The 26,565-nt window shown below is 50.6% G+C and carries 27 protein-coding genes and 2 other annotated features; of the genes, 26 read left to right on the top strand and 1 reads right to left on the bottom strand.

All coding sequences use genetic code 11. The annotated features are described in order from the left end of the window. The first annotated feature begins 3 nt into the window (after nt 1-3). The 6 genes from JG50_RS0108225 to pssA all read left to right on the top strand — a co-directional run bounded on the left by JG50_RS0108225 (nt 4) and on the right by pssA (nt 7,737). The gene (locus tag JG50_RS0108225) at nt 4-525 is read left to right on the top strand and encodes a UvrB/UvrC motif-containing protein (protein WP_033100644.1); all 522 of its coding nucleotides are present in this window, start codon (nt 4-6) and stop codon (nt 523-525) included. Between the two features lie 13 nt (nt 526-538). Further along, complete coding sequence (locus JG50_RS0108220; protein WP_033100643.1) at nt 539-1,636, top strand: protein arginine kinase; 1,098 nt, start codon at nt 539-541, stop codon at nt 1,634-1,636. A 166-nt stretch (nt 1,637-1,802) separates the two neighbouring features. After that, the gene (gene clpC / locus JG50_RS0108215) at nt 1,803-4,244 is read left to right on the top strand and encodes an ATP-dependent protease ATP-binding subunit ClpC (RefSeq protein ID WP_033100642.1); all 2,442 of its coding nucleotides are present in this window, start codon (nt 1,803-1,805) and stop codon (nt 4,242-4,244) included. 229 nt (nt 4,245-4,473) lie between these two features. Next, entirely contained in the window at nt 4,474-5,844 is a 1,371-nt protein-coding gene (radA, locus tag JG50_RS0108210; RefSeq protein ID WP_033100641.1) for a DNA repair protein RadA, read from the top strand. Nucleotides 5,845-5,847: 3 nt separating this feature from the next. Then, nucleotides 5,848-6,924, top strand: coding sequence for a DNA integrity scanning diadenylate cyclase DisA (gene disA, locus JG50_RS0108205; protein WP_033100640.1), 1,077 nt, complete (start codon nt 5,848-5,850; stop codon nt 6,922-6,924). 102 nt (nt 6,925-7,026) lie between these two features. Continuing rightward, entirely contained in the window at nt 7,027-7,737 is a 711-nt protein-coding gene (gene pssA / locus JG50_RS0108200) for a CDP-diacylglycerol--serine O-phosphatidyltransferase (RefSeq protein WP_033100639.1), read from the top strand. A 78-nt stretch (nt 7,738-7,815) separates the two neighbouring features. Here pssA and JG50_RS0108195 read toward each other — a convergent pair whose 3' ends face one another. Next, the gene (locus tag JG50_RS0108195) at nt 7,816-8,211 is read right to left on the bottom strand and encodes a nucleoside triphosphate pyrophosphohydrolase family protein (protein WP_033100726.1); all 396 of its coding nucleotides are present in this window, start codon (nt 8,209-8,211) and stop codon (nt 7,816-7,818) included. 239 nt (nt 8,212-8,450) lie between these two features. Here JG50_RS0108195 and JG50_RS0108190 point away from each other — a divergent pair, with 239 nt between their 5' ends. The 20 genes from JG50_RS0108190 (at nt 8,451) to rpoB (ending at nt 26,499) form a co-directional block, all read left to right on the top strand. Next, the gene (locus tag JG50_RS0108190) at nt 8,451-8,951 is read left to right on the top strand and encodes a CarD family transcriptional regulator (protein ID WP_268745617.1); all 501 of its coding nucleotides are present in this window, start codon (nt 8,451-8,453) and stop codon (nt 8,949-8,951) included. A 118-nt stretch (nt 8,952-9,069) separates the two neighbouring features. Beyond that, nucleotides 9,070-10,164: a PIN/TRAM domain-containing protein gene (locus tag JG50_RS0108185; protein WP_033100637.1), complete on the top strand. Its 1,095-nt coding sequence runs from the start codon at nt 9,070-9,072 to the stop codon at nt 10,162-10,164. A gap of 272 nt (nt 10,165-10,436) precedes the next feature. Continuing rightward, nucleotides 10,437-11,102: a 2-C-methyl-D-erythritol 4-phosphate cytidylyltransferase gene (gene ispD, locus JG50_RS0108180; protein WP_052154131.1), complete on the top strand. Its 666-nt coding sequence runs from the start codon at nt 10,437-10,439 to the stop codon at nt 11,100-11,102. Continuing rightward, nucleotides 11,077-11,565, top strand: a complete 489-nt coding sequence (gene ispF / locus JG50_RS0108175) for a 2-C-methyl-D-erythritol 2,4-cyclodiphosphate synthase (protein ID WP_033100635.1) — start codon at nt 11,077-11,079, stop codon at nt 11,563-11,565. Before ispD ends, ispF begins: the two co-directional genes overlap by 26 nt. 31 nt (nt 11,566-11,596) lie before the next feature. After that, nucleotides 11,597-13,057, top strand: coding sequence for a glutamate--tRNA ligase (gltX, locus tag JG50_RS0108170; protein WP_033100634.1), 1,461 nt, complete (start codon nt 11,597-11,599; stop codon nt 13,055-13,057). A 35-nt stretch (nt 13,058-13,092) separates the two neighbouring features. Beyond that, nucleotides 13,093-13,320, top strand: a binding site (T-box leader). Between the two features lie 55 nt (nt 13,321-13,375). Further along, entirely contained in the window at nt 13,376-14,116 is a 741-nt protein-coding gene (cysE, locus tag JG50_RS0108165; protein ID WP_081943797.1) for a serine O-acetyltransferase, read from the top strand. Continuing rightward, nucleotides 14,079-15,479 (top strand): cysteine--tRNA ligase, encoded by a 1,401-nt coding sequence (gene cysS, locus JG50_RS0108160; RefSeq protein ID WP_033100633.1) that lies wholly within the window; start codon nt 14,079-14,081, stop codon nt 15,477-15,479. The genes cysE and cysS overlap by 38 nt, the downstream gene beginning before the upstream one ends. After that, nucleotides 15,476-15,910 carry a Mini-ribonuclease 3 gene (locus JG50_RS0108155; protein ID WP_232330953.1) on the top strand — a complete coding sequence of 145 codons (435 nt, stop codon included), beginning with the start codon at nt 15,476-15,478 and terminating at the stop codon, nt 15,908-15,910. Before cysS ends, JG50_RS0108155 begins: the two co-directional genes overlap by 4 nt. Beyond that, the gene (gene rlmB, locus JG50_RS0108150; RefSeq protein ID WP_033100632.1) at nt 15,903-16,643 is read left to right on the top strand and encodes a 23S rRNA (guanosine(2251)-2'-O)-methyltransferase RlmB; all 741 of its coding nucleotides are present in this window, start codon (nt 15,903-15,905) and stop codon (nt 16,641-16,643) included. Before JG50_RS0108155 ends, rlmB begins: the two co-directional genes overlap by 8 nt. Beyond that, entirely contained in the window at nt 16,636-17,157 is a 522-nt protein-coding gene (locus JG50_RS0108145) for an NYN domain-containing protein (protein ID WP_033100631.1), read from the top strand. Before rlmB ends, JG50_RS0108145 begins: the two co-directional genes overlap by 8 nt. Nucleotides 17,158-17,251: 94 nt before the next feature. Next, nucleotides 17,252-17,905, top strand: a complete 654-nt coding sequence (gene sigH / locus JG50_RS0108140; RefSeq protein WP_220184955.1) for an RNA polymerase sporulation sigma factor SigH — start codon at nt 17,252-17,254, stop codon at nt 17,903-17,905. A 543-nt stretch (nt 17,906-18,448) separates the two neighbouring features. Next, nucleotides 18,449-18,598 (top strand): 50S ribosomal protein L33, encoded by a 150-nt coding sequence (gene rpmG, locus JG50_RS0108135; protein WP_033100629.1) that lies wholly within the window; start codon nt 18,449-18,451, stop codon nt 18,596-18,598. 42 nt (nt 18,599-18,640) lie between these two features. Beyond that, a complete protein-coding gene (gene secE, locus JG50_RS0108130) occupies nt 18,641-18,868 on the top strand; it encodes a preprotein translocase subunit SecE (RefSeq protein WP_052154121.1) in 228 nt (75 codons plus the stop codon). Nucleotides 18,869-18,908: 40 nt separating this feature from the next. Beyond that, nucleotides 18,909-19,442, top strand: a complete 534-nt coding sequence (nusG, locus tag JG50_RS0108125) for a transcription termination/antitermination protein NusG (RefSeq protein ID WP_033100722.1) — start codon at nt 18,909-18,911, stop codon at nt 19,440-19,442. 162 nt (nt 19,443-19,604) lie between these two features. Then, nucleotides 19,605-20,030 carry a 50S ribosomal protein L11 gene (rplK, locus tag JG50_RS0108120; RefSeq protein WP_033100628.1) on the top strand — a complete coding sequence of 142 codons (426 nt, stop codon included), beginning with the start codon at nt 19,605-19,607 and terminating at the stop codon, nt 20,028-20,030. Nucleotides 20,031-20,113: 83 nt separating this feature from the next. Further along, complete coding sequence (gene rplA / locus JG50_RS0108115) at nt 20,114-20,812, top strand: 50S ribosomal protein L1 (RefSeq protein ID WP_033100627.1); 699 nt, start codon at nt 20,114-20,116, stop codon at nt 20,810-20,812. 72 nt (nt 20,813-20,884) lie between these two features. Continuing rightward, nucleotides 20,885-21,018 (top strand) — a sequence feature (ribosomal protein L10 leader region). 27 nt (nt 21,019-21,045) lie between these two features. Continuing rightward, nucleotides 21,046-21,558 carry a 50S ribosomal protein L10 gene (gene rplJ, locus JG50_RS0108110; RefSeq protein ID WP_033100626.1) on the top strand — a complete coding sequence of 171 codons (513 nt, stop codon included), beginning with the start codon at nt 21,046-21,048 and terminating at the stop codon, nt 21,556-21,558. A gap of 47 nt (nt 21,559-21,605) precedes the next feature. Beyond that, the gene (gene rplL, locus JG50_RS0108105; RefSeq protein WP_033100625.1) at nt 21,606-21,968 is read left to right on the top strand and encodes a 50S ribosomal protein L7/L12; all 363 of its coding nucleotides are present in this window, start codon (nt 21,606-21,608) and stop codon (nt 21,966-21,968) included. A gap of 138 nt (nt 21,969-22,106) precedes the next feature. Next, entirely contained in the window at nt 22,107-22,709 is a 603-nt protein-coding gene (locus tag JG50_RS0108100; RefSeq protein ID WP_033100624.1) for a class I SAM-dependent methyltransferase, read from the top strand. Nucleotides 22,710-22,959: 250 nt separating this feature from the next. Continuing rightward, on the top strand, nt 22,960-26,499 hold the full coding sequence (gene rpoB / locus JG50_RS0108095) for a DNA-directed RNA polymerase subunit beta (protein WP_370589223.1): 3,540 nt from the start codon (nt 22,960-22,962) through the stop codon (nt 26,497-26,499). Nucleotides 26,500-26,565: the final 66 nt, after the last annotated feature.

Raw genomic sequence — 26,565 nt, 5'->3', positions numbered from 1 at the left:
CCGATGCTCTGTCCTGAGTGCGGAAAGCGGCCGGCTACGATTCATTACACGAAGATCGTCAATGGTCATAAAACCGAAATGCACCTCTGCGAAGTGTGTGCAGGAGAAAAAGGGGAAAGCATGCCGGGATTCAGCAGCGGAATCTCCTTTCAGCAGCTGCTCTCGGGACTTTTAAACTTTGATAATTCTCCTGCATCCGGTACGCACGAATCGTTCTCGTCTCAGACGCTGCGTTGCCCCACCTGCGGGCTGACGTACAATCAATTCAGCAAAATCGGCCGCTTTGGCTGCGGCGATTGTTATAAAACGTTCAAGGATCGTCTCGATCCCCTGCTTCGGCGAATTCACGGTCACGCAAACCATGCGGGAAAAATACCGTCCCGGACAAAAGGAGAGCTTAAGTTAAAGCGTCAATTGGAAAAACTAAAAGAACAGTTGGCGATCAAAGTGAAGGCGGAAGAGTTTGAAGAAGCAGCCCGCCTGCGGGACCAAATTCGCTCGCTTCAGGAACGATTAGAGAAATAGGGAGGAACCTTCCATGTCGCTCGAACATTTTATGCAAAATGCGATCAGTGAATGGATGCGGGTGAAGGGTCCGCAATCTGATATCGTGTTTAGCAGCCGGGTGCGGATCGCGCGTAACTTGGTCGGGATTCCCTTTCCTATGCTCAGTACCCAATCGCAGGCAGAAGAGGTTGTCCGCAGGGTGGAACAGGCATGGAGGGAAGAACAGGATCTTCACCCCATCCTGCAGGGAGCCGAACTGGTGCGAATGCAAGATCTCACCGATCTTGAGAAGCGGGTGCTGGTGGAAAAACATCTGATCAGTCCGATGTTGGCTGAAGAATCGCGTTATGGTGCTGTCCTTCTCAGCCAGGATGAGTCAGTCAGCATCATGATCAACGAAGAAGATCATATTCGGATTCAGGTGCTCTTTCCGGGACTGCAACTGGAAAAAGCATGGGAACTGGCCAACCAGATTGATGACTGGCTGGAGCGGCATCTTGCGTTTGCTTTCGATGACCGCCGGGGGTACCTGACGAGTTGCCCGACCAATGTCGGAACCGGGATTCGCGCTTCAGTGATGGTGCATTTGCCCGCACTTGCGATGACGCAGCAGTTGAATCGCCTGTTGCCGGCGATTACCCAGGTCGGCCTGGCTGTCCGGGGCATTTACGGAGAAGGCAGTGAGGCATTGGGACAATTGTACCAGGTATCCAACCAGGTAACGCTCGGCCTTGCTGAAGAAGAGATTCTGAGCAACCTGCAAGGAGTTGTCAAGCAGATGATCGAACATGAGCATGTGGCGAGACAGCGATTGCAGGAAGTTTCCCCGATTCAACTGGAGGATCGCGTGCAGCGTTCCTACGGGATTTTGGCTCATGCCCGGATTATCGATTCCAAGGAGTCGATGAAACGGTTGTCCGATGTAAGGCTTGGCATTGATCTCGGACTGATTCGCGGCGTGTCGGCCAATGTCATGAATGAACTGATGGTGATGACACAACCCGGTTTTTTGCAACAATACGCCGGTCAGCGCCTCAATGCGGAGCAGAGGGATACCAGGCGGGCAAGATTGATTCGGGAACGCCTTGCACTTGAGAAAGGAAAAGGAGGAAGCCCTGACCCCTCATAGAAACCGTTTTGGTTGATGGACTGTTCACAAAACGGGTCAGGGATGAAACCATTGCCGGCCGGCCTCGAAAGGCGCGGGTCGGGATCGGGTTTCGTTCCGGAGCAGAAATTTTCATGGCAAAGGTTCTTTTAACACACTTTCACAGAAAAGGTGAGGTGCTGAGAAGATGATGTTTGGCCGTTTTACCGAACGGGCGCAAAAAGTGTTGGCTCTGGCACAGGAAGAAGCGGTTCGCCTTGGACATGGCAATATTGGCACAGAACACATTTTGCTCGGTCTCGTGCGCGAGGGCGAAGGGATTGCCGCCAAAGCGTTGATCGCGCTGGGACTGGGACTGGATAAAATTCAAAAAGAAGTGGAAAACCTGATCGGGCGCGGCCAAGGGGTACCGACAAACATCGCCTATACCCCCCGGGCCAAAAAGGTGATTGAGCTTTCGATGGATGAAGCGCGCAAACTGGGGCATACCTATGTCGGCACGGAACATATTCTGCTCGGGTTGATCCGTGAGGGAGAAGGCGTCGCTGCGCGCGTGCTCAACAATCTGGGGGTCAGCCTGAACAAAGCACGGCAACAAGTGCTGCAACTTTTGGGCAGCAGCGAAGCACTCTCTTCCCATCCGGGTGCGCACACCAACGTCAATACACCGACGCTGGACAGTCTTGCCCGTGATCTGACGGCAGCAGCCAGGGACGGAAATCTTGATCCGGTGATCGGGCGGAGCAAAGAAATTGAACGCGTGATTCAAGTCTTGTCGCGGCGGACAAAAAACAACCCGGTGCTGATCGGGGAGCCCGGTGTGGGGAAAACGGCTGTGGCAGAAGGATTGGCCCAGCGAATCGTCGATGGGGAAATCCCGGAAACGCTTCGCGGCAAACGGGTGATGACGCTCGACATGGGAACGGTGGTCGCCGGCACGAAATATCGCGGGGAGTTTGAAGACCGTCTGAAAAAAATCATGGATGAAATCCGCCAAGCGGGGAATATCATCCTGTTTATCGATGAATTGCACACCTTGATCGGTGCAGGCGGAGCCGAAGGGGCAATTGATGCCTCCAACATCTTGAAACCGGCTCTTGCCCGCGGAGAATTGCAATGCATCGGGGCGACCACGCTTGATGAATACCGGAAATACATCGAGAAGGATGCAGCTCTCGAACGGCGGTTCCAACCGATTCTCGTCGATGAGCCGAGCATTGAGGAAGCGATTTTGATTTTGGAAGGACTGCGCGACCGCTATGAGGCGCACCATCGCGTGAAAATTACCGATGCGGCCATCGAACAGGCGGTCAGGCTTTCCGACCGGTATATCACTGACCGGTATCTGCCAGACAAGGCGATTGACTTGATCGACGAGGCGGCATCCAAGGTTCGTTTGAAATCGTATATGGTTCCGCCGGAACTGAAAAAACTGGAACAAAAACTGGAAGAAGTGAAAAAGGAAAAAGATGCGGCCGTACAGAGCCAGGAGTTTGAAAAAGCGGCATCGCTGAGAGATACAGAGCAAAAGCTGCGCGAGGAAATTCAGATCACGCGCAACAACTGGAAACAGGATCAAGGAAAAACAGACTCGGAAGTGACGGCTGATGATATTGCCGAAGTCGTTTCAAGCTGGACGGGAATTCCGGTGAAGAAAATGGCACAAGAAGAGTCTGAGCGTTTGCTCAACATGGAATCGATCCTGCACAACCGCGTCATCGGACAGGATGAGGCCGTGAAGTCGGTTTCCCGGGCGATCCGTCGTGCCCGTGCCGGACTGAAAGATCCGAAACGGCCGATCGGTTCCTTTATCTTCCTCGGGCCTACCGGGGTTGGAAAAACCGAGCTGGCGCGTGCGTTGGCCGAAGCGATGTTCGGCGATGAAGATGCGATGATCCGCATCGATATGTCCGAGTATATGGAAAAACACTCCACCAGCCGCCTGGTCGGTTCGCCTCCGGGATATGTTGGATACGAAGAAGGCGGGCAGCTGACGGAAAAAGTGCGTCGCAAACCTTATTCGGTCGTCTTGTTTGACGAGATTGAAAAAGCGCATCCCGAAGTATTTAACATCCTGCTTCAGGTGCTGGAAGACGGGCGCTTGACCGACGGAAAGGGGCGCACGGTCGACTTCCGCAATACGATCATCATCATGACTTCCAACGTCGGGGCTTCGACCATCCGGAAAAATGCAAGGCTCGGCTTTGCCGTCGGTGACACGTCCCGTGATGATTATGAGAACATGAAACAAAATGTGATGGAAGAGTTGAAAAAGACCTTCCGGCCGGAGTTTCTCAACCGGATTGACGATGTGATTGTCTTCCATCCGCTTAAAGAAGAGCATCTGCAGGAAATCGTCTCGCTGATGGTCGAAGAGCTGAGAAAACGGCTCCATGAACAAAATATCGACTTCAAACTGACTGACGAAGCGAAAAAACATCTGGCAAAAGAAGGCTTTGACCCGTCATACGGCGCCCGCCCGTTGAGACGTGCAATCCAGAAACACATCGAGGACCGTCTGTCCGAGGAGCTGCTGCGGGGCAACATACAAAAAGGAGATTCGGTGGTGATCGATTACCGGGACGGCCAGCTGACGGTAGAAAAAGAAGGGGCCAGATCTTCCACCTGATCCGGGATCATCACAGACTGCTAAACAAATGAGGTTTAGCAGTCTTTTTTCTTTTCGTCAAAATTTTGTCGTTTGCTTTTTAAAGTCTTCCTGACAATTGCACTTTATGTTCACGTGTATTTCTTTTAAGATTTGCTATAATGGGAAAGAAGTAATGCTGTGATCATAAATTTTTGTTTAGTGACTGAAAAAACATAGATGAACGCGGAGTGAAGTAGGGGAAAAGACGATGGCCAAGAACAAAAGCAAATTTGTCTGTCAGGAATGTGGATACGAGACACCCAAATGGATGGGACGTTGTCCCGGCTGCGGTGCCTGGAACACCATGGTGGAAGAAAGAGAGCCTTCTTCCCGGCGGGTTCCGGGAACGTCGATCCAGAGGGGAAAACAGGAAAAAGCCACACCGATCACTCAGGTGGAGAAGCTGGATCAGCCTCGCGCGGATACGGGGATTCGGGAGTTGAACCGCGTATTGGGCGGCGGATTGGTTCCGGGTTCTTTTATTTTGGTTGGAGGCGATCCCGGTATCGGCAAATCGACCCTCCTGTTGCAGGCGACCAATGAATTGGCAAGGCGAGGCTTGCCCATCTTATATGTATCAGGAGAAGAATCGACAGAACAAATCCGTTTGCGCGCCGATCGTCTGGGCGCTCTTTCCGATAATCTGCTCGTCGCCTCGGAAACGGATTTAACCGCGGTGGAAATATTAATGGAAGAAGCAAAACCAAGGCTTATGGTCATCGATTCCATTCAGACGATGTTTCATCCGGAAGTCACTTCCGCGCCGGGCAGTGTTTCACAGGTGCGCGAATGTACAGGAATTCTGATGAGATGGGCGAAAGAGAAAAACATTGCGATCACCATTGTCGGCCATGTAACCAAAGCCGGGGCGATTGCCGGTCCGCGCATGCTTGAACATATGGTGGATTGCGTTTTGTATTTTGAAGGTGAACGGCATCATACGTATCGCGTTTTGCGTGCGGTGAAAAACCGTTTTGGTTCCACCAATGAAATCGGCGTGTTTGAGATGAAGGATATCGGGCTGGTTGAAGTGGAAAATCCTTCTGAAATCTTTTTGTCGGGCCGGCCGCTCGGAGCCCCCGGGACCGCGGTGACGGCCAGCATGGAAGGAACACGGCCTGTGCTTGTTGAATTGCAAGCATTGGTCACTCCGACGAGCTTCGCAACCCCCAAACGCATGGCAACAGGGGTTGATCATCACCGGGTCGCAATGATAATGGCGGTCCTTGAGAAGAGATTGGGGTTCTTTTTACAAAACCAAGATGCTTATATTAATGTTGTCGGCGGGGTAAGATTAGATGAGCCCGCTGTCGATTTGAGTATCGCAGTCAGCCTGGCTTCCAGTTTTCGCGATCGCCCCGTCTCCCCTTTCGACCTGTTTGTCGGCGAAGTGGGATTGACAGGGGAGGTACGGGGAGTTTCCAGAATTGAACAGCGCGTGGCTGAAGCGCACAACATGGGCTTCCGGAGGGTCGTGATTCCGGAGAAAAACTGCCGCGGGTGGACTCCGCCAAGCGGGGTGGAACTGATTGGGGTACAAACATTGGATGAAGCTTTAAAAGTGGCGTTGGGGGGGTAATGTGTGAAGGAAGAAGAACGCAGAGAAAAGGTGAGCAGCGAAATTCTTCGCCTGATTGCACCGGGAACAGCTCTCAGGGAAGGGCTTGACAATGTGCTGGGAGCAAAGACGGGAGCCCTGATCGTGATGGGCTATGATGAAAGTGTCCGGGAAATCGTGGACGGCGGATTTCACATCGATTGCCCGTTTACGCCTGCTCACTTGTATGAATTGGCAAAAATGGACGGCGCGATTATCTTGAGCAATGACGGGAAAAAAATATTATACGCCAACGCCCAGCTAGTCCCCCAATCTTCCATACCATCCACCGAGACGGGGATTCGGCACCGGACTGCGCAACGGACGGCCAAGCAGACGGGAAAATTGGTCGTTTCCATCTCGCAACGAAGAAACATCATTACGCTTTATAAAGGAAACTTCCGCTATGCCCTGAAGGACATCGGCGTGATCTTGACCAAAGCGAACCAGGCCATTCAGACGCTTGAAAAATATAAATCCGTTCTCGATCAGACAACGACCAACCTGACGGCCTTGGAGTTTGAAGAGTTGGTGACCTTGAGCGAAGTGGCGTTGGTGTTGCAACGGGTGGAAATGGTGCTTCGGATCAAACGGGAGATCGAGACTTATATCCATGAATTGGGGACGGAAGGGCGACTGATCAGCATGCAGCTGGAGGAGTTGGTCGCCGATGTGGAGGAAGAAGCCGAATTGCTGATCAAAGATTATTGCGTCGATCCGGAGATGAACCCGCAGATCGTCTTTAAGGAACTGAAAAAGCTGTCCGCTGATGACTTGCTGGAACACGGTCACCTGGTGCGGATTCTCGGTTACCCGACCCATATCAACATTCAGGAAGAATCGGTTTTGCCCAGGGGATACCGCATTTTGCACAAAATTCCCCGCTTGCCCTCCAATGTAATTCACAAGCTGGTTGCCCGTTTTGAAACACTGTCGCGCATTATGATGGCGACGATTGAGGAATTGGATGATGTTGAGGGAATCGGCGATGTTCGGGCGAGAACGATTAAAGAGGGGTTAAAGAGGATCCAGGAACAGGTGTTTATTGACAGACATATCTAAATAACCTAGAATGAAACCATTACAGAAAATTGAGAGAAAATGTTACGAGTAGGGCGCTTTTCGCCACCTTTACCAGGTATTAATTATTTAGGAGGTTCCCTTATGTTTGCGAAAGCGTTGCCCAGTTGTTTTACGGTTGGGAACTTGTTTTTAGGAATCATTTCGATTTTATTGGCTGTTCATGACTCCTGGAAATATGCCGCGATCATGGTCATCATCGGGATGTTGCTCGACGGTTTGGACGGACGGGTGGCACGGATGTTAAACACCCAGAGTGAGTTTGGAAAGGAACTGGATTCGTTATCTGATGTTATTTCCTTTGGTGTCGCTCCCGCAATCATTATGTATGTTTCCACATTTAAATACACCGGCCCTGAAGGTTGGCTTGTCACGGCCATTTTCCCGATTTGCGGTGCGCTGAGGCTGGCCAGGTTCAACGTGCATCCCGGTGAGCCGGGGTATTTTATCGGCTTGCCGATCACCGCGGCCGGAGGGATTCTGGCGACGATGGCCTTATATAACGTGTATGTGCACAACGTTTATGTATGGATGGCTGCCATGCTCTTCCTCTCTTTCCTGATGGTGAGCCAGATTAAATACCCGGCGTTTAAAAAAGTGGCCATTCCCAGGTCGATGATCTGGATTGCTCCGTTGTTTCTGCTGGCCGTTGCCGTCTCCGCGCTGAAATATCCTTATGAATTGCCCAAGGTGATTTTTATTCCGCTGGCCCTTTACGCTCTGTACGGGGTGAAGAAAGGGCTTGAACGCAAGCGGAAGGAAGAAAATGAAGAACCGGTGGAAGACCTGAAATAACGGTGCAAAACAACCCTGGAATCCGGGGTTGTTTTGCTTTTAAGGCACTTTGTTTTCCGTGAACGGATTTATATTTTCTTATCGGAGGTTAAAAACTCCCAATGTTGACAATTGATCGGATTCCTGTTTGACCACATCGGTGAGCGGGATGTTCAGCAGATTGCAAAGAGCCGTAAGGTAAAAAAGGTTTTTGCCCATTTCCGCCTTGACAATTTCGAGGCAATGGTCACATAACCGGCCGGACAGATGGGTTTTCAAGTGATCTTTCCACTCGTGAACCGACCGTTCCTTGGGAAAGTTCTGCCGTCCGGCTTCCACATGGAGGCACCCGCATTCTGTAACCGCTTTCATGAGTGCGCGATTAACGCGGGAATTGGATTCCTGAAACTTGCTGACAACATCTAAAAAACTCCGATGGCGCAGCAAAAGCTCAGAAACTAGTTTTTGAAAGGAATGAAGGTTATCTTCACCCATGCCTTTCACCCCTTTTTGATTTTCGCAAACATGCCCGCTGCCGTACAGATGGAACATAGATCACTTTCATTATATAAAGCGGCCTCCATAAGTGTCAATTTTTTGACTAAATAGTTTAGGTCTTTTTCATGAAAAAGTTATTGACGTAGTAAATGCAGATATGCTAAGATAATGATTTTTATTTTATTGACTGAGTTTAAGTTTTGTGATATCTTGGAAATAGACATTGCCCTCTGGAGGTGGACGTTTTGTTCAACATTGGCGACAAAGTGGTCTATCCTATGCATGGTGCTGGCATCATCGAAGCGATCGAGGAGAAAGAGATCCTGGGTGAGCGGCAAAAGTACTATGTCATGAGGATGCCGATTGGTGATATGAAAGTGATGGTTCCGCTCAACAATGTCGAAAACATCGGACTCAGGGAAGTCGTTGACCATTCGACCGTGGATAAAGTTTTAGAACGAATGAAGAAACGGGACATCAAAGATACATTGAACTGGAACCGTCGCTACCGGGCCAATTTGGACAAAATGAGAAGCGGTGACATCTACGAGGTGGCTGATGTCGTGCGGTCCCTGATGGTGAGGGACGAGGAAAAAGGCCTCTCCACGGGGGAACGAAAAATGTTGGAGAATGCGAAACAGATTTTAATCAGCGAGCTGGCGTTGGCCAGGGATTTGGATGAAGCTGCAGCATTTAAGTTAATTGACGGTATTTTATCATCATCGCAACAGAACTGATTCTTTGTTTTTATCGTTGTTACAAAAAGGACATAAGAAAATGAGCACTTAGAGGTTTTCATTTTGGAAGAATGTCTATAATGAGTAATAGCAGAAGGAAGGGAGGAGGTGAAGCCCCGTGCTGAAACGCTTTGTACAATTGGCTTTTACCTTGATCGGAGCATCCGCCGGATTCTATTTCGGACCGCAGTTTTTCGGGGTGCTTCAACGATCTCCTCTGAATTTTGGCGAAGTGCCGGCTCCGCATTATATCGGTGCTACGCTTGGTGCGCTGGTCATGTTTGTGGCCACCTTTTGGATATCGAACAATGTGGTCAAGTGGATTCGTTGGAGCGAAGAACGTTTGATGAAAATTCCGGCGGTCGACGGGTTATTTGGTCTTTTGGGCTTGATCTTCGGTTTGGTGATCGCCTTTCTGATCCAACAGCCCTTAACGCAACTGCCCATACCCGGGGTTAATCGCGTCTTGCCTTTTATCTTTTCCGGTTTGTTCGGATATCTTGGATTCAGAGTGGGGTATAAAAAACGCGATGAACTTATTTCCATTTTTAAGCTGGGCCGCCAGAATCGGGAGAGCAAAAACAAAAAGGAAGAAAAGCATTTCTCCGAGCATAAGATTCTCGATACCAGCGTAATTATCGACGGGAGAATTGCTGACATTTGCCGCACCGGTTTTCTGGAAGGGACGCTGGTGATCCCCAGCTTTGTATTGGAAGAGCTTCAACATATTGCCGATTCTTCCGATGTATTGAAGCGGAACCGCGGCCGCCGTGGATTGGATATTCTCAACAAGATTCAAAAAGAGTTGAATATCAAAGTCCTGATTTACGAAGGCGATTTTGAAGAAGTGCAGGAAGTGGACAGCAAGCTGGTGAAGCTGGCCAAAGTGCTGTCCGGCAAAGTGGTGACAAATGACTTCAACTTGAACAAAGTTTGCGAACTTCAAGGGGTAAGTGTTCTGAACATCAATGATTTGGCCAATGCCGTCAAACCGGTTGTTCTGCCGGGCGAAGAGATCAATGTGCAAGTGATCAAAGACGGAAAAGAGCACGGCCAGGGTGTGGCCTATCTCGATGACGGGACGATGATCGTAATTGAGGGCGGGCGGGAGTACATCGGGGATCAGATTGATGTATTGGTCACCAGTGTGCTTCAGACCTCGGCCGGACGCATGATCTTCGCAAAGCCCAAGCTATTGGAGCGCGCCTTGTAAAAATAACAGAAAAACATTGCCTTAACGCCCGTGGTTGGTTTATTCTAAACCGAGACGGGCATTGTTTTGTCTGAAACAAGGATATTGATTAAACCAATGCGGGATGTGGATGGGATTTTTTTAATCCGGCGGTTTTTGTCCGCTTTCTTGGGAGGCGGCAAGGGCCCGGACGCAGAATCTCTTCCGCTATTCTTCCGACAGGCTTGGATCTGAAAGGAGATCGACTCTTGAGCGTTGGAGTAGTCATTCTGGCGGCGGGACAAGGGAAGAGAATGGACACCAGGGAGAGCAAACAGTTCCTGCTGTTTCATGAAAAGCCGGTGCTGCTTCACACACTTCGCATTTTTGAAACGCATCCGGAAATTGATGAAATCGTCATCGCAAGCAAAGAGGCTGAAATAGAACGGATCAAGAAATGGATCAAACAAGACGGGATGACCAAGGTGGCCGATGTCGTCGTCGGCGGAGAGGAACGGCAGCACAGTGTTTATGAAGGGTTGAAACGTTTGACGAGTGAATGGGTTCTCGTCCATGATGCTGTGCGTCCGTTTGTGAGTCAGGAAACGATTTCCCGCCTGCTGGCGGAGGTTTATCAGCATCATGCGGCTATCTTGGCCGTTCCTGTCAAGGATACAATCAAAGTGGTCAATGAAAACTGCACGGTTGAGCAAACGCCCGACCGCAGGCGCTTGTGGGCTGTGCAAACACCACAGGCATTTCGCCGGGAGCATCTGCTGCGGGCCCATGAGCTCGGACAGGAGAGAAGCCTGCTCGTCACTGATGATTCCATGTTGATGGAAGCACTGGGGATCGAGGTAAAAGTGGTTGCCGGTGAGTATACGAACATCAAACTGACCACTCCCGACGATTTGATTTTGGCGGAAGCGATTTACCAGATGAGGGGAAAAAAACATGATTCGCATAGGTCAAGGATTTGATGTGCATCAGTTGGCGGAAAATCGCCCCTGCGTGATTGGCGGTGTAACGATTCCGTATGAAAAAGGTTTACTGGGGCACTCGGATGCTGACGTCCTTCTGCACGCCATCACCGATGCTGTCTTGGGCGCGTTGGCTTTGGGGGATATTGGAAAGCATTTCCCTGATACGGATCCCGCTTTTAAGGATGCCGACAGTGCAAAATTGCTGTCGCATGTCTGGGAGCTGGTGAAAGAACGGGGATACAGACTGGGGAATGTCGATGCGACCATTATCGCTCAAAAGCCGAAGATGGCGCCGTACATACCGGAGATGCGCGAGCGGATCGCGCAATTGCTCGAAGCGGAGCAAACCGATGTCAATGTGAAAGCAACCACAACGGAAAAACTAGGATTTACCGGCCGGGGAGAAGGGATTGCCGCAATGGCTGTCGTTTGTTTAGTCAAAACCGGCTGCAACGCATAAACTGATCTTAAGCAAAAGGAGTAGTAGGGGAATGGCTAGAGTTCGCACAAGATATGCACCGAGTCCGACCGGCCATTTGCATATTGGCGGTGCGCGGACGGCGCTGTTTAGCTATTTGCATGCCAAGAAGAACGGCGGCGATTTTATTGTCCGGATCGAGGATACCGACACGGAGCGGAATGTTCCCGGAGCGGATGAAAAACAGATGGCCATGCTGAAATGGCTTGGAATTGAATGGGATGAATCGGTTGATGTGGGCGGTCCTTACGCCCCTTACCGTTGCATGGAACGAACCGATATTTATAATCGTTATATTGACCAGTTGCTTTCGGAGGGAAAAGCATACTTAAGCTATGCGACTCCGGAAGAGATCGAAAAAGAGCGGGAAGAGCAGTTGGCCCGTGGAGAGACCCCGAAATACAGCGGTTGGGATCGCGATCTTACTCCGGAAGAGCGGGCGCGGTTTGAAGAGGAAGGGAGGGTTCCCAGCGTTCGGTTCCGCGTTCCGGAAGGGAAAACGATCATTTTTGACGATGAGATCCGCGGTACGGTCAGGTTTGAATCCGACGGGATCGGTGATTTTGTGATTCGTCGTCCGGACGGGCGCCCGACTTACAACTTTGCCGTTGTCGTCGACGATGCATTGATGAAGATCACCCACGTGATCCGTGGGGAAGAGCACCTGTCCAACACGCCGAAACAGATTTTGATCTATGAAGCGCTCGGCTTTGAGGTTCCGCAGTTTGCGCATATTCCGCTGATTTTGAATGCGGAAGGCAAAAAGATGAGCAAGCGCGATGAAACGATCATCCAGTTTATTGATCAATACAAGGAACTGGGTTACCTGCCGGAAGCAATTATCAACTTTATCGCCCTGTTGGGCTGGTCGCCTGAAGGAGAGGAAGAGATCTTCTCCAAAGACGAATTGATTCAGGTTTTTTCCCTGAGTCGCGTTTCCAAGGCCCCTGCCATTTTCGATACGGGCAAATTGAAATGGATGAACGGCCAATATATTAAGCAGGCACCGCTTGAGCGCATCACCCGGCTGGCGATTCCTTATCTGGAAAAGGCCGGACGGGTGACAACACCGCTCTCTCCGGAACAGGAGGAGTGGGTGACCCGTCTGGTTTCCCTTTATCAGGAGCAACTGGAGTATGTGGCGCAAATTGTTGAGCTGACGGATCTGTTCTTCCAAGACGAAGTAACCTACGGGGATTCGGCCGCAGAAGTGCTGCGCGAAGAGCATGTGCCGGCAGTGCTCGGGGCATTTTTGCAAAAAGTGCAGGAAGCTGACCGTTTTGAGCCTGAAACCATCAAAACGATGTTTAAAGAAATACAGAAAGAAACAGGCTATAAAGGAAAACGTTTGTTCATGCCGATTCGCGTCGCAGTGACCGGGCAGGATCACGGCCCTGATTTGCGTGAGACCCTGGCCCTGATCGGAAAAGAAAGCGTCGTAAACCGGCTGCGTTCGGTCATTGACAAGGGCTGAACCGTTCGCGAAAATAGAAAACAACATCCCTGTTCGTCAAAGCGATGATTGGGAGAGTAGGGAACCTGCGGCGAATGTCCCAGAGAGGAACTGGTTGGTGAAAAGTTCCCTTCGCCGGTTCCCGAATGCCCCCAAGAGCTGACCCCTGAAATGAACCGCAGTTCAGAGTAGGGGAAGTCCGGTTTAACCCGCCGTTATGGGTAAAAGTGGAATTCTCTCTTGAATTCAAGCAGAGTGGAACCGCGGTTTTCGCCGTCTCTGCAGCAAAATCTGCTGCAGAGGCGTTTTATTTTGGTTCAAATGGGGAGGGGGAACAAGATGGCTTTTTTCAAAGGTTTAAGAGAACTGCGCAAAACGTTGCAAGCTGATATTCAGGCGGTATTTGACCGGGATCCTGCGGCGAGGAGCGCATTGGAAGTGATTTTGACCTACTCAGGATTGCATGCGCTTTGGTCACACCGGATTGCCCACTGGTTTTTCAAGAGGCGCCTGCTCCTGATTGCAAGGATTATCTCCCAACTGAGCCGCTTTTTTACGGGGATTGAAATTCACCCGGGAGCGAAGATCGGCCGGGGCGTTTTCATTGACCACGGGATGGGGGTTGTCATCGGAGAAACGTGTGAAATCGGGGATTATGTAACCATTTACCAGGGCGTTACCCTGGGGGGGACCGGGAAGGAAAAAGGCAAACGCCATCCAACGATCGAGGATCACGTGTTGATCGCCGCCGGGGCGAAAGTGCTGGGCTCGATTCGGGTCGGCCGTTTTGCCAAAATCGGTGCAGGATCGGTTGTTTTGCGTGAAGTCCCCCCGAACTCCACAGTGGTCGGAGTGCCGGGGCGCGTTGTGATTCAAGATGGCATCCGGGTGAATAATGATCTGGATCATTGCAATTTGCCCGACCCAGTTGCGGAAATTTGCCGCTCGCTGTCCAATGAGATCAGTGAATTGAAAAAAGAAGTGGCGGAACTGAAGAGAAAGCTGAAAGAGACGGAAGAAAAGCAAGGAGGAACGACAAACAATGACCGTCCGGCTTTACAATACATTGACGAGAAGTAAGGAAGAGCTGAAAACTGTTCACGAAGGCGAAGTGCGCATGTATGTATGCGGACCGACTGTGTATAACTACATCCATATCGGCAACGCCCGCGTGTTCGTCTTTTTTGACGTTGTGCGCCGATATTTGCGCTATCTCGGCTATCGCGTCACCTATGTGCAAAACTTTACGGACGTGGATGATCGCCTGATTGGAGCGTCCAAGGAAACCGGACAATCGGTGCCGGAAATTGCCGAGCGCTATATCAAGGCCTATTTTGAGGATATGGACGCGCTCGGTGTGGAACGGGCCGATGTTCATCCCCGCGCAACCCGCCATATCGATGAAATGATTGAGGCGATCAGCGTGTTGATCGACAAAGGTTACGCCTATGTAAAAGACGGAGATGTTTACTTTCGCACCCTGAAGAAAGAGGGGTACGGAAAGCTGTCGCACCAATCGCTCGATGAACTGAAATCGGGAGCGCGGATCGAAGTAAATGAAGAGAAGGAAAACCCCTTGGATTTTGCGCTGTGGAAGGCGGCGAAACCCGGTGAGATCAGCTGGGATACCCCTTGGGGGCCAGGGCGTCCGGGATGGCATATCGAATGCTCCGTGATGGCCCGCAAATATCTGGGTGACACCTTGGATATCCATGCCGGCGGAGCGGACTTGTGCTTTCCGCACCACGAAAACGAGATTGCCCAGAGCGAGGCGTGGACGGGAAAACCGTTTGCCCGGTACTGGCTCCATAACGGATTTATGAACATGGGCAACGAGAAGATGTCCAAATCGCTGGGAAATGTGAAACGCGTCGTCGAGTTGCGCCGGGAATATGATCCGGCAGTGTTGCGTTACTTCCTCTTGTCCGTGCAGTACCGCCATCCCATTTCCTTCAACGAGGAGGTTATGAAACAGGCAGAATCCAGCATTGAACGATTGCAGACAGCGGTGGACAATCTGAAGCACCGGGCGGAAACGGCTCTTGAAGGAGAGATTTCTCCCGACCTCGCGGCCAGCCTGGATCGCTATAAAAAAGAATTTGAAGCGGCGATGAACGATGATTTCAACACGGCCAATGCGATCAGCGTGCTGTTTGAAGCGGTAAAGCTGTCCAATGAGTGGATTGCCAGACCCGTTGTCTCCAAAGAAGAGACGGAAGCCCTTCTTTCCTGGTTTAAAACCTATGGACAGGAAATCCTGGGACTCGTGGCGACGGAAGCGGAAGTTAATCTGGACGAAGAGATTGAAGCGCTGATCGCACAGAGGCAGGAAGCACGGAAACAGTGGGATTTTGCCCGGGCCGACGCGATCCGCGACCAGCTTTTGGGAATGGGGATCATCGTCGAGGATACTCCGCAAGGGGTAAGGTGGAAACGGAAATGAAGCACTCCCTTTTGGGCATGATGGAGAGTATCGGAAAGGCTCCGGAAGAGTTGAATCCTCTACTGCTCGCTTATCTCGGCGATGCCGTGTATGAAGTTTTCATCCGTTCCCACTTGGTCGCCCGCGGAGTGAGCCGGCCCCACGATTTGCAAAAAGAGGCGACGCGCTATGTTTCCGCCGGTGCCCAGGCAAAAATTTACCGTGAGTTGGAAGGGGAACTGGCGGACGAAGAACGGGAGATCCTCAAGCGGGGGCGCAATGCCAAGTCAGGCAGCGTCCCCAAAAAAGCAAAGGTGACGGATTACCGGATGAGTACGGGCCTGGAAGCTTTGGTCGGCTATTTATACTGCCGGGGAGACGAAGAACGGTTAAGCCAATTAATGCAGAAAGCCATTGCAACAGTGGAAAAGGAGACGGATTCAGATGAGTGATTGGGCTTTTGGCAGACATACAGTCCTTGAAGCACTGAGGTCGGGAAGAGAGATTGAGAAAATTTTGCTGGCAGAGGGAATCAACAAAAACAGCATCCAGGAAATCCTGCGCAAGGCCAGGGAGAAAAAGATCCCCGTCCAGTGGGTTCCGCGTGCCCGTTTGGATCAGTTGGCGGAAGGGAATAACCATCAGGGCGTGTTGGCGCAGGTCGCTGCTTACAACTATGCGACCGTGGATGATTTGTTCCGCCGTGCTGAAGAAAGAGGGGAACCGCCGTTTTTTGTCCTGCTTGACGGCATTGAAGATCCGCACAATCTGGGATCGATTTTGCGTTCTGCCGATGCGGCGGGGGTGCATGGCGTGATCATCCCGAAACGGAGAGCGGCAGGGCTGACCTCGGTTGTCGCCAAAACGTCCGCCGGAGCGATTGAATATGTTCCGGTCGCCCGGGTAACCAACTTGAACCGCTTGGCGGATGAATTGAAAGAACGTGGCGTTTGGCTGGTCGGAAGCGACGGGGCAGCGGAAACGCTCTATACGGAAGTGGATTATAAAGGACCGGTCGCTGTTGTCATCGGGAGCGAAGGGCAAGGAATGAGTCGTCTTCTCAAGGAAAAATGCGATTTTCTTGCCAGACTGCCCATGAAGGGAAAGGTGACCTCTCTCAACGCATCGGTGGCGGCGGGAATTTTTATGTATGAAGTGTTGCGCGGCCGGACGACCAATGGTTAGGCGTGAAGAATGGTTGGTTGTCGACGGTTACAATGTCATCGGCGCAGATCCGCAAGTGCGATGGAATCCCGTTTCATTGGAGGAAGAGCGGGGAAAATTAATCCGTGACTTGTCCGAATATCAAGCGATGACCGGCCGCCGTGTATTTCTGGTGTTCGATGCGCATCAAACGCCGGGGGCACAGGTAGAGACCAACCAGGAAAAGATAGCGATTTACTATACGCGCCGGGAGGAAACGGCTGATGAGTTTATTGAACGCTTTGTAAAAAAATACAAAAGTCCGCATCGGTCGATCTATGTGGCCACATCCGATTACCTGGAACAGCGCATGGTTTTTGGTCAGGGAGCTTACCGGATCTCCTCGCGGGAACTGTTGGAGGAAATCCGGCTGGCCAAAAAGAATTTGAGCGAAAAATTGAGAAAGGAGAAGAATGAACGACAAAGAAATACCTTGGAAGAGCGATTGAATGGGGAAATCAAGCAAAAACTTGAGAATTGGAGAAGGAAAAAATAGGTGAAAATTTGACGTTTTTGTTTCATTTCGGATATAATATCGTTACTGTGGGTTTATAGGCACTTGGTCGGGAGGGAAAGCGGTGAGTGTAAACTTGCAATCCAGCCATTCCGTCGTATTTGACAGTGAAGTTGATTACAAGACAATGGCCGACGAAGAGCTGGTATATGGCGTTCGCGTAGGAGATCATCAAGCGCTCGAATATTTGATCAATAAGTACAAAAATTTCGTCAGAGCAAAAGCCAGGTCTTACTTTCTCATCGGAGCCGATCACGAAGATATCGTACAGGAGGGAATGATTGGCCTATTTAAAGCGATTCGCGACTTTAAAGGAGACAAGCTTGCGTCATTTAAGGCCTTTGCCGAGTTATGTATCACACGCCAGATTATCACTGCAATCAAAACAGCTACTCGTCAAAAACACATTCCGCTAAACTCTTATGTATCACTGGACAAGCCTGCTTACGACGACGATACAGACCGGACGTTGTTGGACAAGATTCCGGGAAGTCTATCAAACCCAGAAGAGATTTATATCAGCCAGGAAGAGTATAACGATATTGAAGATAAAATAGCGAAAATTCTTAGTGATTTGGAAAGAAAAGTTCTTATGCTCTACTTGGACGGGCGTTCGTACCAAGAGATCGCTGTCGACTTAAATCGACATGTCAAATCGATCGACAATGCCCTGCAACGGGTAAAAAGAAAATTGGAAAGATATCTCGAAGTACGTGAGATTTCCCTTTAATCACCAAAAAACAGACAAAGTTGGTTTCCGTCTTCAAAAACAGGTGCCCCCCACCTGTTTTTTGTTTAATTCGACAAAAATCATCATATCCCTTTTTGCCGAACTAAAAAAAATAAGCAAAAAATCTCCGTCATTCACGCACTGACGGCGGTTCGACCCGGGATGGATTTTTTTGTCGAAAAAGCGGGTATAAACGCGATTTTTTATCTAGCGGGATTTCGCCCGGCCCATTGCGGTTTTGCCGTAAAAGTCCGTTGCCGGCCGGGAAGTGGTGCCCTTGATCTTTCTTTGTCTCCAAAAAAGTTGATCGGAGGAGTCTGTTGATTTGCTCGAACGTCCGCCCCGGGATTGCGTTTGCCAAAGACGGGGGATTTGCGGCAGATGGCAAAAAAGGAACAATCGGTTTGTGAGATGGTCGATTTTGTCAATACTGAGATCACGAGGCTTTTACATTGACAGGATGGGAGCCGGTGTGATAATGTAGTTTGGGTATTTTCTATAATCATTCACACGTACGGTGATAAGGATAGAGGAGGTGTCGGTATGCGGGTTAACATCACATTGGCTTGCACGGATTGTCGTTCTCGTAACTACGCGCTGACCAAAAACAAACGGAAACATCCGGATCGCCTGGAACTCCGTAAATACTGCCCGCGTTGCAACGCGCACAAAGTTCATCGTGAAACGAAATAAGCTTTGGGTTTAGACGCTTGAGATAAGATGGGGGGGACAGCCATGGCTGCTTTTCTCGGCAATATCGGGCGCGGAATTCGCAGAAGCGTATCCGGTACAACCGGATTTTTCCGCGGCAGCGTGCAAGAACTGAAAAAAGTCCGTTGGCCGGGGCGCCAGGAAATGGTCAATTACACACTCGTTGTGCTGTTGACGGTTGTGATATTGTCCGTCTTCTTCTTTATCATTGACTCTGGTATTTTGCAATTGGTGAACTTGATTACAAAATAGGTGGAAGGTTAAGGGGGGACAGGGTTCAGCCCTGATGAGCATGGAAAAGAATTGGTATGTGGTTCACACGTATTCTGGCTACGAGAACAAGGTGAAAACCAACCTGGAAAAACGCGTTCACTCCATGGATATGCAAGATAAAATTTTTCGCGTCTTAGTTCCGGTGGAAGAAGAGATCGAGCATAAGGACGGCAAGAAGAAAGCCGTGGTGCGCAAGGTGTTTCCGGGGTATGTATTGGTCGAGATGATCATGACCGATGACTCGTGGTACGTCGTGCGAAACACGCCAGGGGTAACCGGATTTGTCGGTTCATCAGGGGCTGGTTCCAAACCGACCCCCCTCATGCCAGACGAAGTCGCCGCGATCCTCCGCCAGATGGGGATGGAAGAATCAAGAGCATCGGTTGATTTCACAGTGGGTGAAAACGTCAAGGTTAAAGAGGGGCCCTTTGCCGATTTCGTCGGCCGAATCGATGAGATTGACCTGAACCGTTCCAAACTCAAAGTCATGGTGAATATGTTCGGACGTGAAACGCCTGTGGAACTGGACTTTTTTCAGGTGGAAAAAATTTAGTCGGCAAATCGCTTTCGTTTTGAACGAGGTTGTGTTAAATTAGTACTGTTTGTTACCCCCGTCTTAGGGGCGAGCGCAAGCCCGTCGACTGTACAGGGAGCTTGCCTTTCCGTGGGAGGGTTAACCCCGCGAAAACCACATGTTTGAAGGAGGTTGGTTAGCGTGGCCAAAAAAGTGATTAAAGTGGTCAAGCTGCAAATTCCCGCTGGTAAAGCCAATCCGGCACCGCCTGTAGGTCCAGCTCTTGGTCAAGCTGGGGTAAATATCATGGGCTTCTGTAAGGAGTTTAACGCTCGTACCGCTGACCAAGCTGGACTCATCATTCCGGTGGAAATCACGGTTTTTGAAGACCGTTCTTTCACCTTTATCACAAAAACTCCTCCAGCTGCGGTTCTGCTCAAGAAAGCAGCAGGAATTGAGTCCGGTTCCGGCGAGCCGAATACGAAAAAAGTAGCGACCATCAAACGTGACAAAGTTCGCGAAATCGCTGAACTTAAAATGCCTGACCTCAATGCGGCCAACGTGGATGCGGCTATGCGCATGATCGAAGGCACGGCGCGCAGCATGGGCATTGTCATCGAAGACTGATCGATCGCTTAAGCTGTTCTGCCACGAGCAGCTTGGGCTTGTGGGAGGATCTTCCGCTACGACCACGAAGGGAGGAAATGTCTGTGGCAAAACATGGTAAAAAATATCTTGAGGCACTGGCCAAAGTAGACCGTGAAAAAGAATACGAGCCTCAAGAAGCGCTGGATCTCGTAAAAAGCATCTCTACCGCCAAATTCGACGAGACGGTAGAAGCCGCTTTCCGGCTTGGGATCGACACGAAAAAAGCGGACCAACAAGTGAGAGGTGCGGTTGTACTTCCGCACGGAACTGGTAAAACCAAACGCGTGCTTGTTTTTGCCAAAGGTGAAAAGGCAAAAGAAGCAGAAGCGGCTGGTGCGGATTTTGTTGGCGATGAGGATCTTGTAAACAAAGTCAGCCAAGGATGGCTGGACTTTGATGTGGTAGTGGCAACCCCGGACATGATGGGTCAAGTGGGTCGCCTCGGCCGGATTCTCGGTCCGAAAGGACTCATGCCAAACCCGAAAACTGGTACGGTTACTTTTGAAGTGGATAAAGCCGTAAAAGAAATCAAAGCCGGTAAAATCGAGTACCGCGCAGATAAAGCCGGCAACGTGCATGCAGCGATCGGCAAAGTTTCCTTCTCCACTGAGCAACTTGCCGAAAACCTTCAGGCGCTTGCTGAAGCATTGTTGAAAGCAAAACCTGCGGCAGCCAAAGGAACCTACATGAAGAGCGTTACCGTTTCTTCAACGATGGGTCCTGGAGTTGCGGTGAACACCCAACGTTTGACTGCCCGCTGACAATAGATGGATTGGCGATTGGAAAGTTGACAAATCGTCATTATTAAAGTAACCTATAGTCGCTCCTTTAAAAATGGAATAAAGCTGTTACCGTAGACAGTAGGCGCGTAAGTTACGCTTAATCTCCTACCGAGGTAAGTTCGGATATACATCCTTTTGTAACTTAAGCCTTCGACTGTCTGCGGAGGCTTTTTCTGTTTTTCTGAAAAACTCCTGATGAGGAGGTGTGCCGCGTGTCCAAAGCGATCGAACAGAAAAAAGCGATTGTCGATGAAATCGCTGGAAAGCTGGAAAAGAGCAAAAGCACAATCGTAGCTGACTATCGCGGTTTGAACGTAAAACAAATGAACGAGCTTCGCAAACAACTGCGTGAAGCCGGCATCGAATTTCAAGTTTTGAAAAACACGTTGACCCGTCGTGCTGCCGAAAAGGTGAACTTGACCGAACTGAACGAGCATTTGATCGGGCCGACTGCGATTGCGTTCAGCTATGAAGATGTGGTAGCTCCAGCAAAAGTGCTTCACACCTTTGCCAAAGAGAACAAAGCGCTCGAGATCAAAGGTGGACTAGTTGAAGGGAAAGCTGTTTCCCTTGATGAAATCAAAGCACTTGCTGAACTGCCTTCTCGCGAAGGTCTCTTGTCCATGTTGCTCAGCGTGCTGCAAGCTCCGGTGCGCAACTTCGCGCTTGCGGTTAAAGCAGTGGCTGAGAAAAACGGCGAGGGTGCCGAGACTGCAGAAGCTTAATGTCTGTTAATAGGAAATGAAATATTTTAAACAGGGAGGTTCCTTTCATGTCGAAAGAACAAATCATTGAAGCGATTAAGGGTATGAGCGTTCTTGAATTGAACGATCTTGTTAAAGCGATCGAGGAAGAATTCGGCGTAACCGCAGCTGCTCCCGTGGCTGTAGTGGGTGGCGGCGCTGGTCAAGCTGCTGAAGAAAAAACCGAATTTGATGTGATCCTGGCAAATGCCGGTGCTTCCAAAATCAACGTGATCAAAGTGGTTCGCGGTATCACCGGTCTTGGCCTCAAAGAAGCAAAAGCACTTGTTGACGGTGCACCTTCTCCGATTAAAGAAGGAGTATCCAAAGAAGAAGCAGACAAAATCAAAGCAGAACTCGAAGAAGCCGGTGCAACTGTAGAAATCAAGTAATGGGCTTGACTCCGGCCAGACCCGCCGTCGTCGGTCGGCGGGTTCTTATTTTGCGTTCGGTGTCTCTGCCCGTGCGGCCGGGGATTGCATGATGGTCCGTGTTCTTTCCGGCGATCAGCCGCCAAAGGAGTTTTGAACATGACAGAGCACTATTTTTCCGCAAATCCTCGTGTAAAAAGCGAAGTAAGGGAAGTCAAGGCAAAACTGCTGGGGATGCCTTTCACCTTTAAAACAGATGCCGGTGTGTTCTCGAAAAAGGGAGTCGATTTTGGCAGCCGGCTTTTGATCGAGACGGTAACGATCGAACCAGGCTCTTCCGTGCTTGACCTCGGCTGCGGTTACGGGGTGATCGGGATTGCGATCGCCAAGGCAATCCCAAACGTTCGTGTGGTGCTGGCAGACGTGAATGAAAGAGCGGTGGAACTGGCGAGGGAGAATGCCCGTGTCAATCAAGCGGAAGCAAATACCGATCTTTTCGTGAGCGATGGATTTTCGGCAATCAAGCAATTTCAATTTAATCATATCCTATTCAACCCGCCGATCCGGGCCGGAAAAGCGACAATCTATCGACTGTTTGCCGAAGCGAAAACACAGCTCGCGGCAGGGGGTTCCCTTTGGATTGTCATCCGCAAACAACAGGGGGCGGCCTCGGCAAAGAAAGAGCTTGAACAACATTTTGGCGATGTTCAGGTTGTCGCGCAAAAAAAAGGCTACTGGATCATTTGCGGAACCGATCGTTGACATCTTTTTCCGCTTGTGATAGTGTTATAAATTGCAGAAAGTCTCGTTAAATGAGACTTGCATTTTTTTGGTGTTCTGTTCTTTCCCGGCTGGTTTATTTGTGTATACAGCTGGATAAAATAGGTAAATAGACTGCTTCTAGGTAAAATGAGGTCAAATTTTCACTCATTTTCTTTTTTTACTGTGATCAGTCGCTAATCAGAAAGCGGCTTCGACTGGGTGCGAGGGGGGAGTTTGTTTGGCTGGTAAAATGATCCCATGTGGGCGTCGACAACGTCGCAGCTATGCTCGCATTAATGAGGTATTGGAATTGCCGAATCTGATTGAGATTCAGCAAAAATCGTACCAGTGGTTTTTGGATGAAGGATTGCGCGAAATGTTCCATGATATTTCGCCAATCGAAGACTTTACGGGTAACTTGGTCCTCGAGTTTATCGATTACAGCCTCGGTGAACCGAAATATACGGTTGAGGAGGCAAAGGATCATCAGGTTACCTATGCCGCACCTCTGCGGGTGAAAGTTCGCCTGATCAACAAAGAGACAGGTGAAGTGAAAGAACAAGAAGTGTTTATGGGTGACTTCCCGCTCATGACCGAAACCGGTACCTTTGTCATTAATGGTGCCGAGCGCGTCATCGTCAGCCAATTGGTTCGCTCGCCTAGTGTGTATTATAACACGAAAGTGGACAAAAACGGGAAACCAACTTACACAGCGACGGTAATTCCCAACCGTGGGGCTTGGCTGGAACTTGAAACAGATGCCAAGGATATCATTTATGTTCGGATCGACCGTACGCGGAAAATTCCCGTAACCGTTCTCTTGCGTGCGCTGGGCTTCAGCAGCGATGCCGAGATTATCGATCTCTTGGGCGATGATGAGTTCCTGCGCAACACCTTGGACAAAGATAATACCGGAAATACGGAAAAAGCGCTGATCGAGATTTATGAGCGCCTCCGCCCCGGTGAACCACCAACGGCGGAAAATGCACGCAGTCTGCTCTATGCCCGTTTCTTTGATCCGAAACGCTATGATTTGGCGGCTGTGGGACGTTATAAAATCAACAAAAAACTTCATATCAAAAATCGTTTGCTCAACCAACGCTTGGCTGAGCCGATCATTGACCCGGAAACGGGCGAGATCCTGGCGGAGACTGGACAAGTGCTGGAGCGGCGCGTTTTGGATAAATTGCTCCCGTATCTGACCGGCGAAAAATCGTTTGGCCGTAAGGAATACAAGGTTCGTGGCGGTGTGCCGGATGATGGTCCGATTCAGCTTCAGGCCGTGCATATTTTTTCGCCCACGGACGAGAGCAAAGTGCTGAAAGTGATCTCCAATGCAGAAGTGGATGACTCCATCAAACATATTACGCCGGCTGATATCATCGCTTCGATCAGTTATTTCATCAACCTGCTCTATGGAGTGGGTTCCACCGATGATATCGACCATTTGGGCAACCGGCGTCTGCGTTCGGTCGGGGAACTGCTGCAAAATCAGTTCCGGATCGGATTATCCCGGATGGAGCGCGTGGTTCGTGAACGGATGTCGATCCAGGATGCCAATGCAATCACACCGCAGGCATTGATCAACATTCGCCCGGTGATCGCTGCGATCAAAGAATTCTTTGGCAGCAGCCAATTGTCCCAGTTTATGGACCAAACGAACCCGTTGGCCGAGTTGACGCACAAGCGGCGCTTATCCGCGCTGGGGCCCGGTGGTTTGACCCGGGAGCGTGCAGGGTTTGAAGTGCGTGACGTTCACCACTCACACTATGGTCGGATGTGTCCGATCGAAACTCCTGAGGGTCCGAACATCGGTTTGATCAACTCACTGTCCACGTATGCCAGGGTAAATGAATACGGATTTATTGAAACCCCCTATCGCCGTGTCGATCCCGATACCGGTCAGGTAACGGATACGATTGATTATTTGACGGCGGATGAGGAAGATAACTACTATGTCGCCCAAGCGAATGCCCCGCTGAACGATGACGGAACCTTTGCCAGAGAAACGGTGACCGTTCGTTACCAGGATGAGATCATCACTGTTCCGCGCGACCGCGTCGATTATATGGACGTATCGCCGAAGCAGGTTGTCTCCGTTGCCACCGCATGCATTCCGTTCCTGGAAAACGACGACTCCAACCGGGCCCTGATGGGTTCCAACATGCAGCGGCAGGCTGTACCTCTTCTCAAGCCGGAAGCGCCGTTCATCGGAACCGGAATGGAACACGTGGCTGCGCGCGATTCCGGCGTGATGGTTTTGGCGAAACGGCCGGGCACGGTTGTCCGGGTCACGGCGGATGAGATTTGGGTTCGCCATGAGGAAGAAGTGGATGGTAAAATTGTTCAGGGCGATATTGATAAATACAAGCTCACCAAGTTCACCCGTTCCAATCAGGGAACCTGCATTAACCAACGCCCGGTGGTCAGGATGGGCGAGAAGGTGAAAAAGGGAGATACCCTTGCGGACGGCCCTTCGACCGAACAGGGTGAATTGGCACTCGGCCGCAACGTCGTGGTAGCCTTCATGACATGGGAAGGGTACAACTACGAAGACGCGATTTTGCTGAGTGAAAAGCTGGTTAAAGAAGATGTTTATACCTCTATTCACATTGAAAAACACGAGAGTGAGGCGCGGGATACCAAACTGGGTCCTGAAGAAATTACCCGCGATATTCCAAACGTGGGTGAAGACGCCCTCAAAAATCTGGACGAACGCGGAATTATTCGCGTTGGCGCAGAAATCAAACCGGGGGATATTCTCGTCGGCAAAGTAACGCCGAAAGGTGTGACCGAGCTGACGGCGGAAGAGCGTCTGTTGCATGCCATCTTCGGGGAAAAGGCGCGCGAAGTGCGTGATACTTCCCTGCGTGTTCCGCACGGGCAAGACGGGATTGTCGTCGATGTAAAAGTATTTACCCGTGAAAACGGAGATGAGCTTCCACCTGGTGTCAATCAGCTGGTGCGCGTCTACATCGCGCAAAAACGGAAAATTTCCGAAGGGGACAAAATGGCCGGCCGCCACGGTAACAAAGGGGTTATCGCGCGGATTATGCCTGAAGAGGATATGCCGTTCCTTCCGGATGGCACACCGGTTCAAGTGGTCCTGAATCCGCTCGGGGTACCGTCGCGGATGAACATCGGACAGGTTTTGGAAGTGCATCTCGGAATGGCGGCCAAAACGCTGGGTCTGCATATGGCGACTCCGGTATTTGACGGCGCTACGGAAACGGACGTATTTGAAACCCTGAAGGAAGCGGGCCTGGATGAAGACGGCAAAACCGTCTTGTATGACGGCCGTACCGGTGAGCCGTTTGAGAATCGCGTCACCGTCGGTGTGATGTACATGATTAAACTGGCTCACATGGTTGATGATAAAATCCACGCTCGTTCCACCGGTCCGTACTCGCTTGTCACCCAACAACCGTTGGGCGGTAAGGCGCAATTCGGCGGTCAACGCTTTGGTGAGATGGAGGTATGGGCTCTCGAGGCATACGGTGCAGCTTACACCTTGCAGGAGATCCTTACCGTTAAATCTGACGATGTCGTCGGTCGCGTGAAGACCTACGAATCGATCGTCAAAGGGGAAAATGTGCCGGAACCGGGCGTCCCCGAATCATTCAAAGTATTGATCAAAGAGTTGCAAAGCCTTGGCATGGACGTGAAAATCCTTTCCGAAGACGAGCAGGAAATCGAGATGCGCGAACTGGACGAGGATGAGGAACCGGCAAACGACAAACTCGGTTTCGACCTGGTCGTTGACGATGACAACGTTCGATCCAACTCTTGATCGTCGTGCGCGGGGCGTGACCGCACGCCCTTCCCGCGCGCTGGCGGGATGAATCCTGAGGGAGGA

The organism is Thermoactinomyces daqus (assembly GCF_000763315.1).
GTDB classification, from domain to species: domain Bacteria; phylum Bacillota; class Bacilli; order Thermoactinomycetales; family Thermoactinomycetaceae; genus Thermoactinomyces_A; species Thermoactinomyces_A daqus.
The sequence above is the reverse complement of the archived record's forward strand: the minus strand, read 5'-3'. Positions and strand labels throughout refer to the sequence as shown.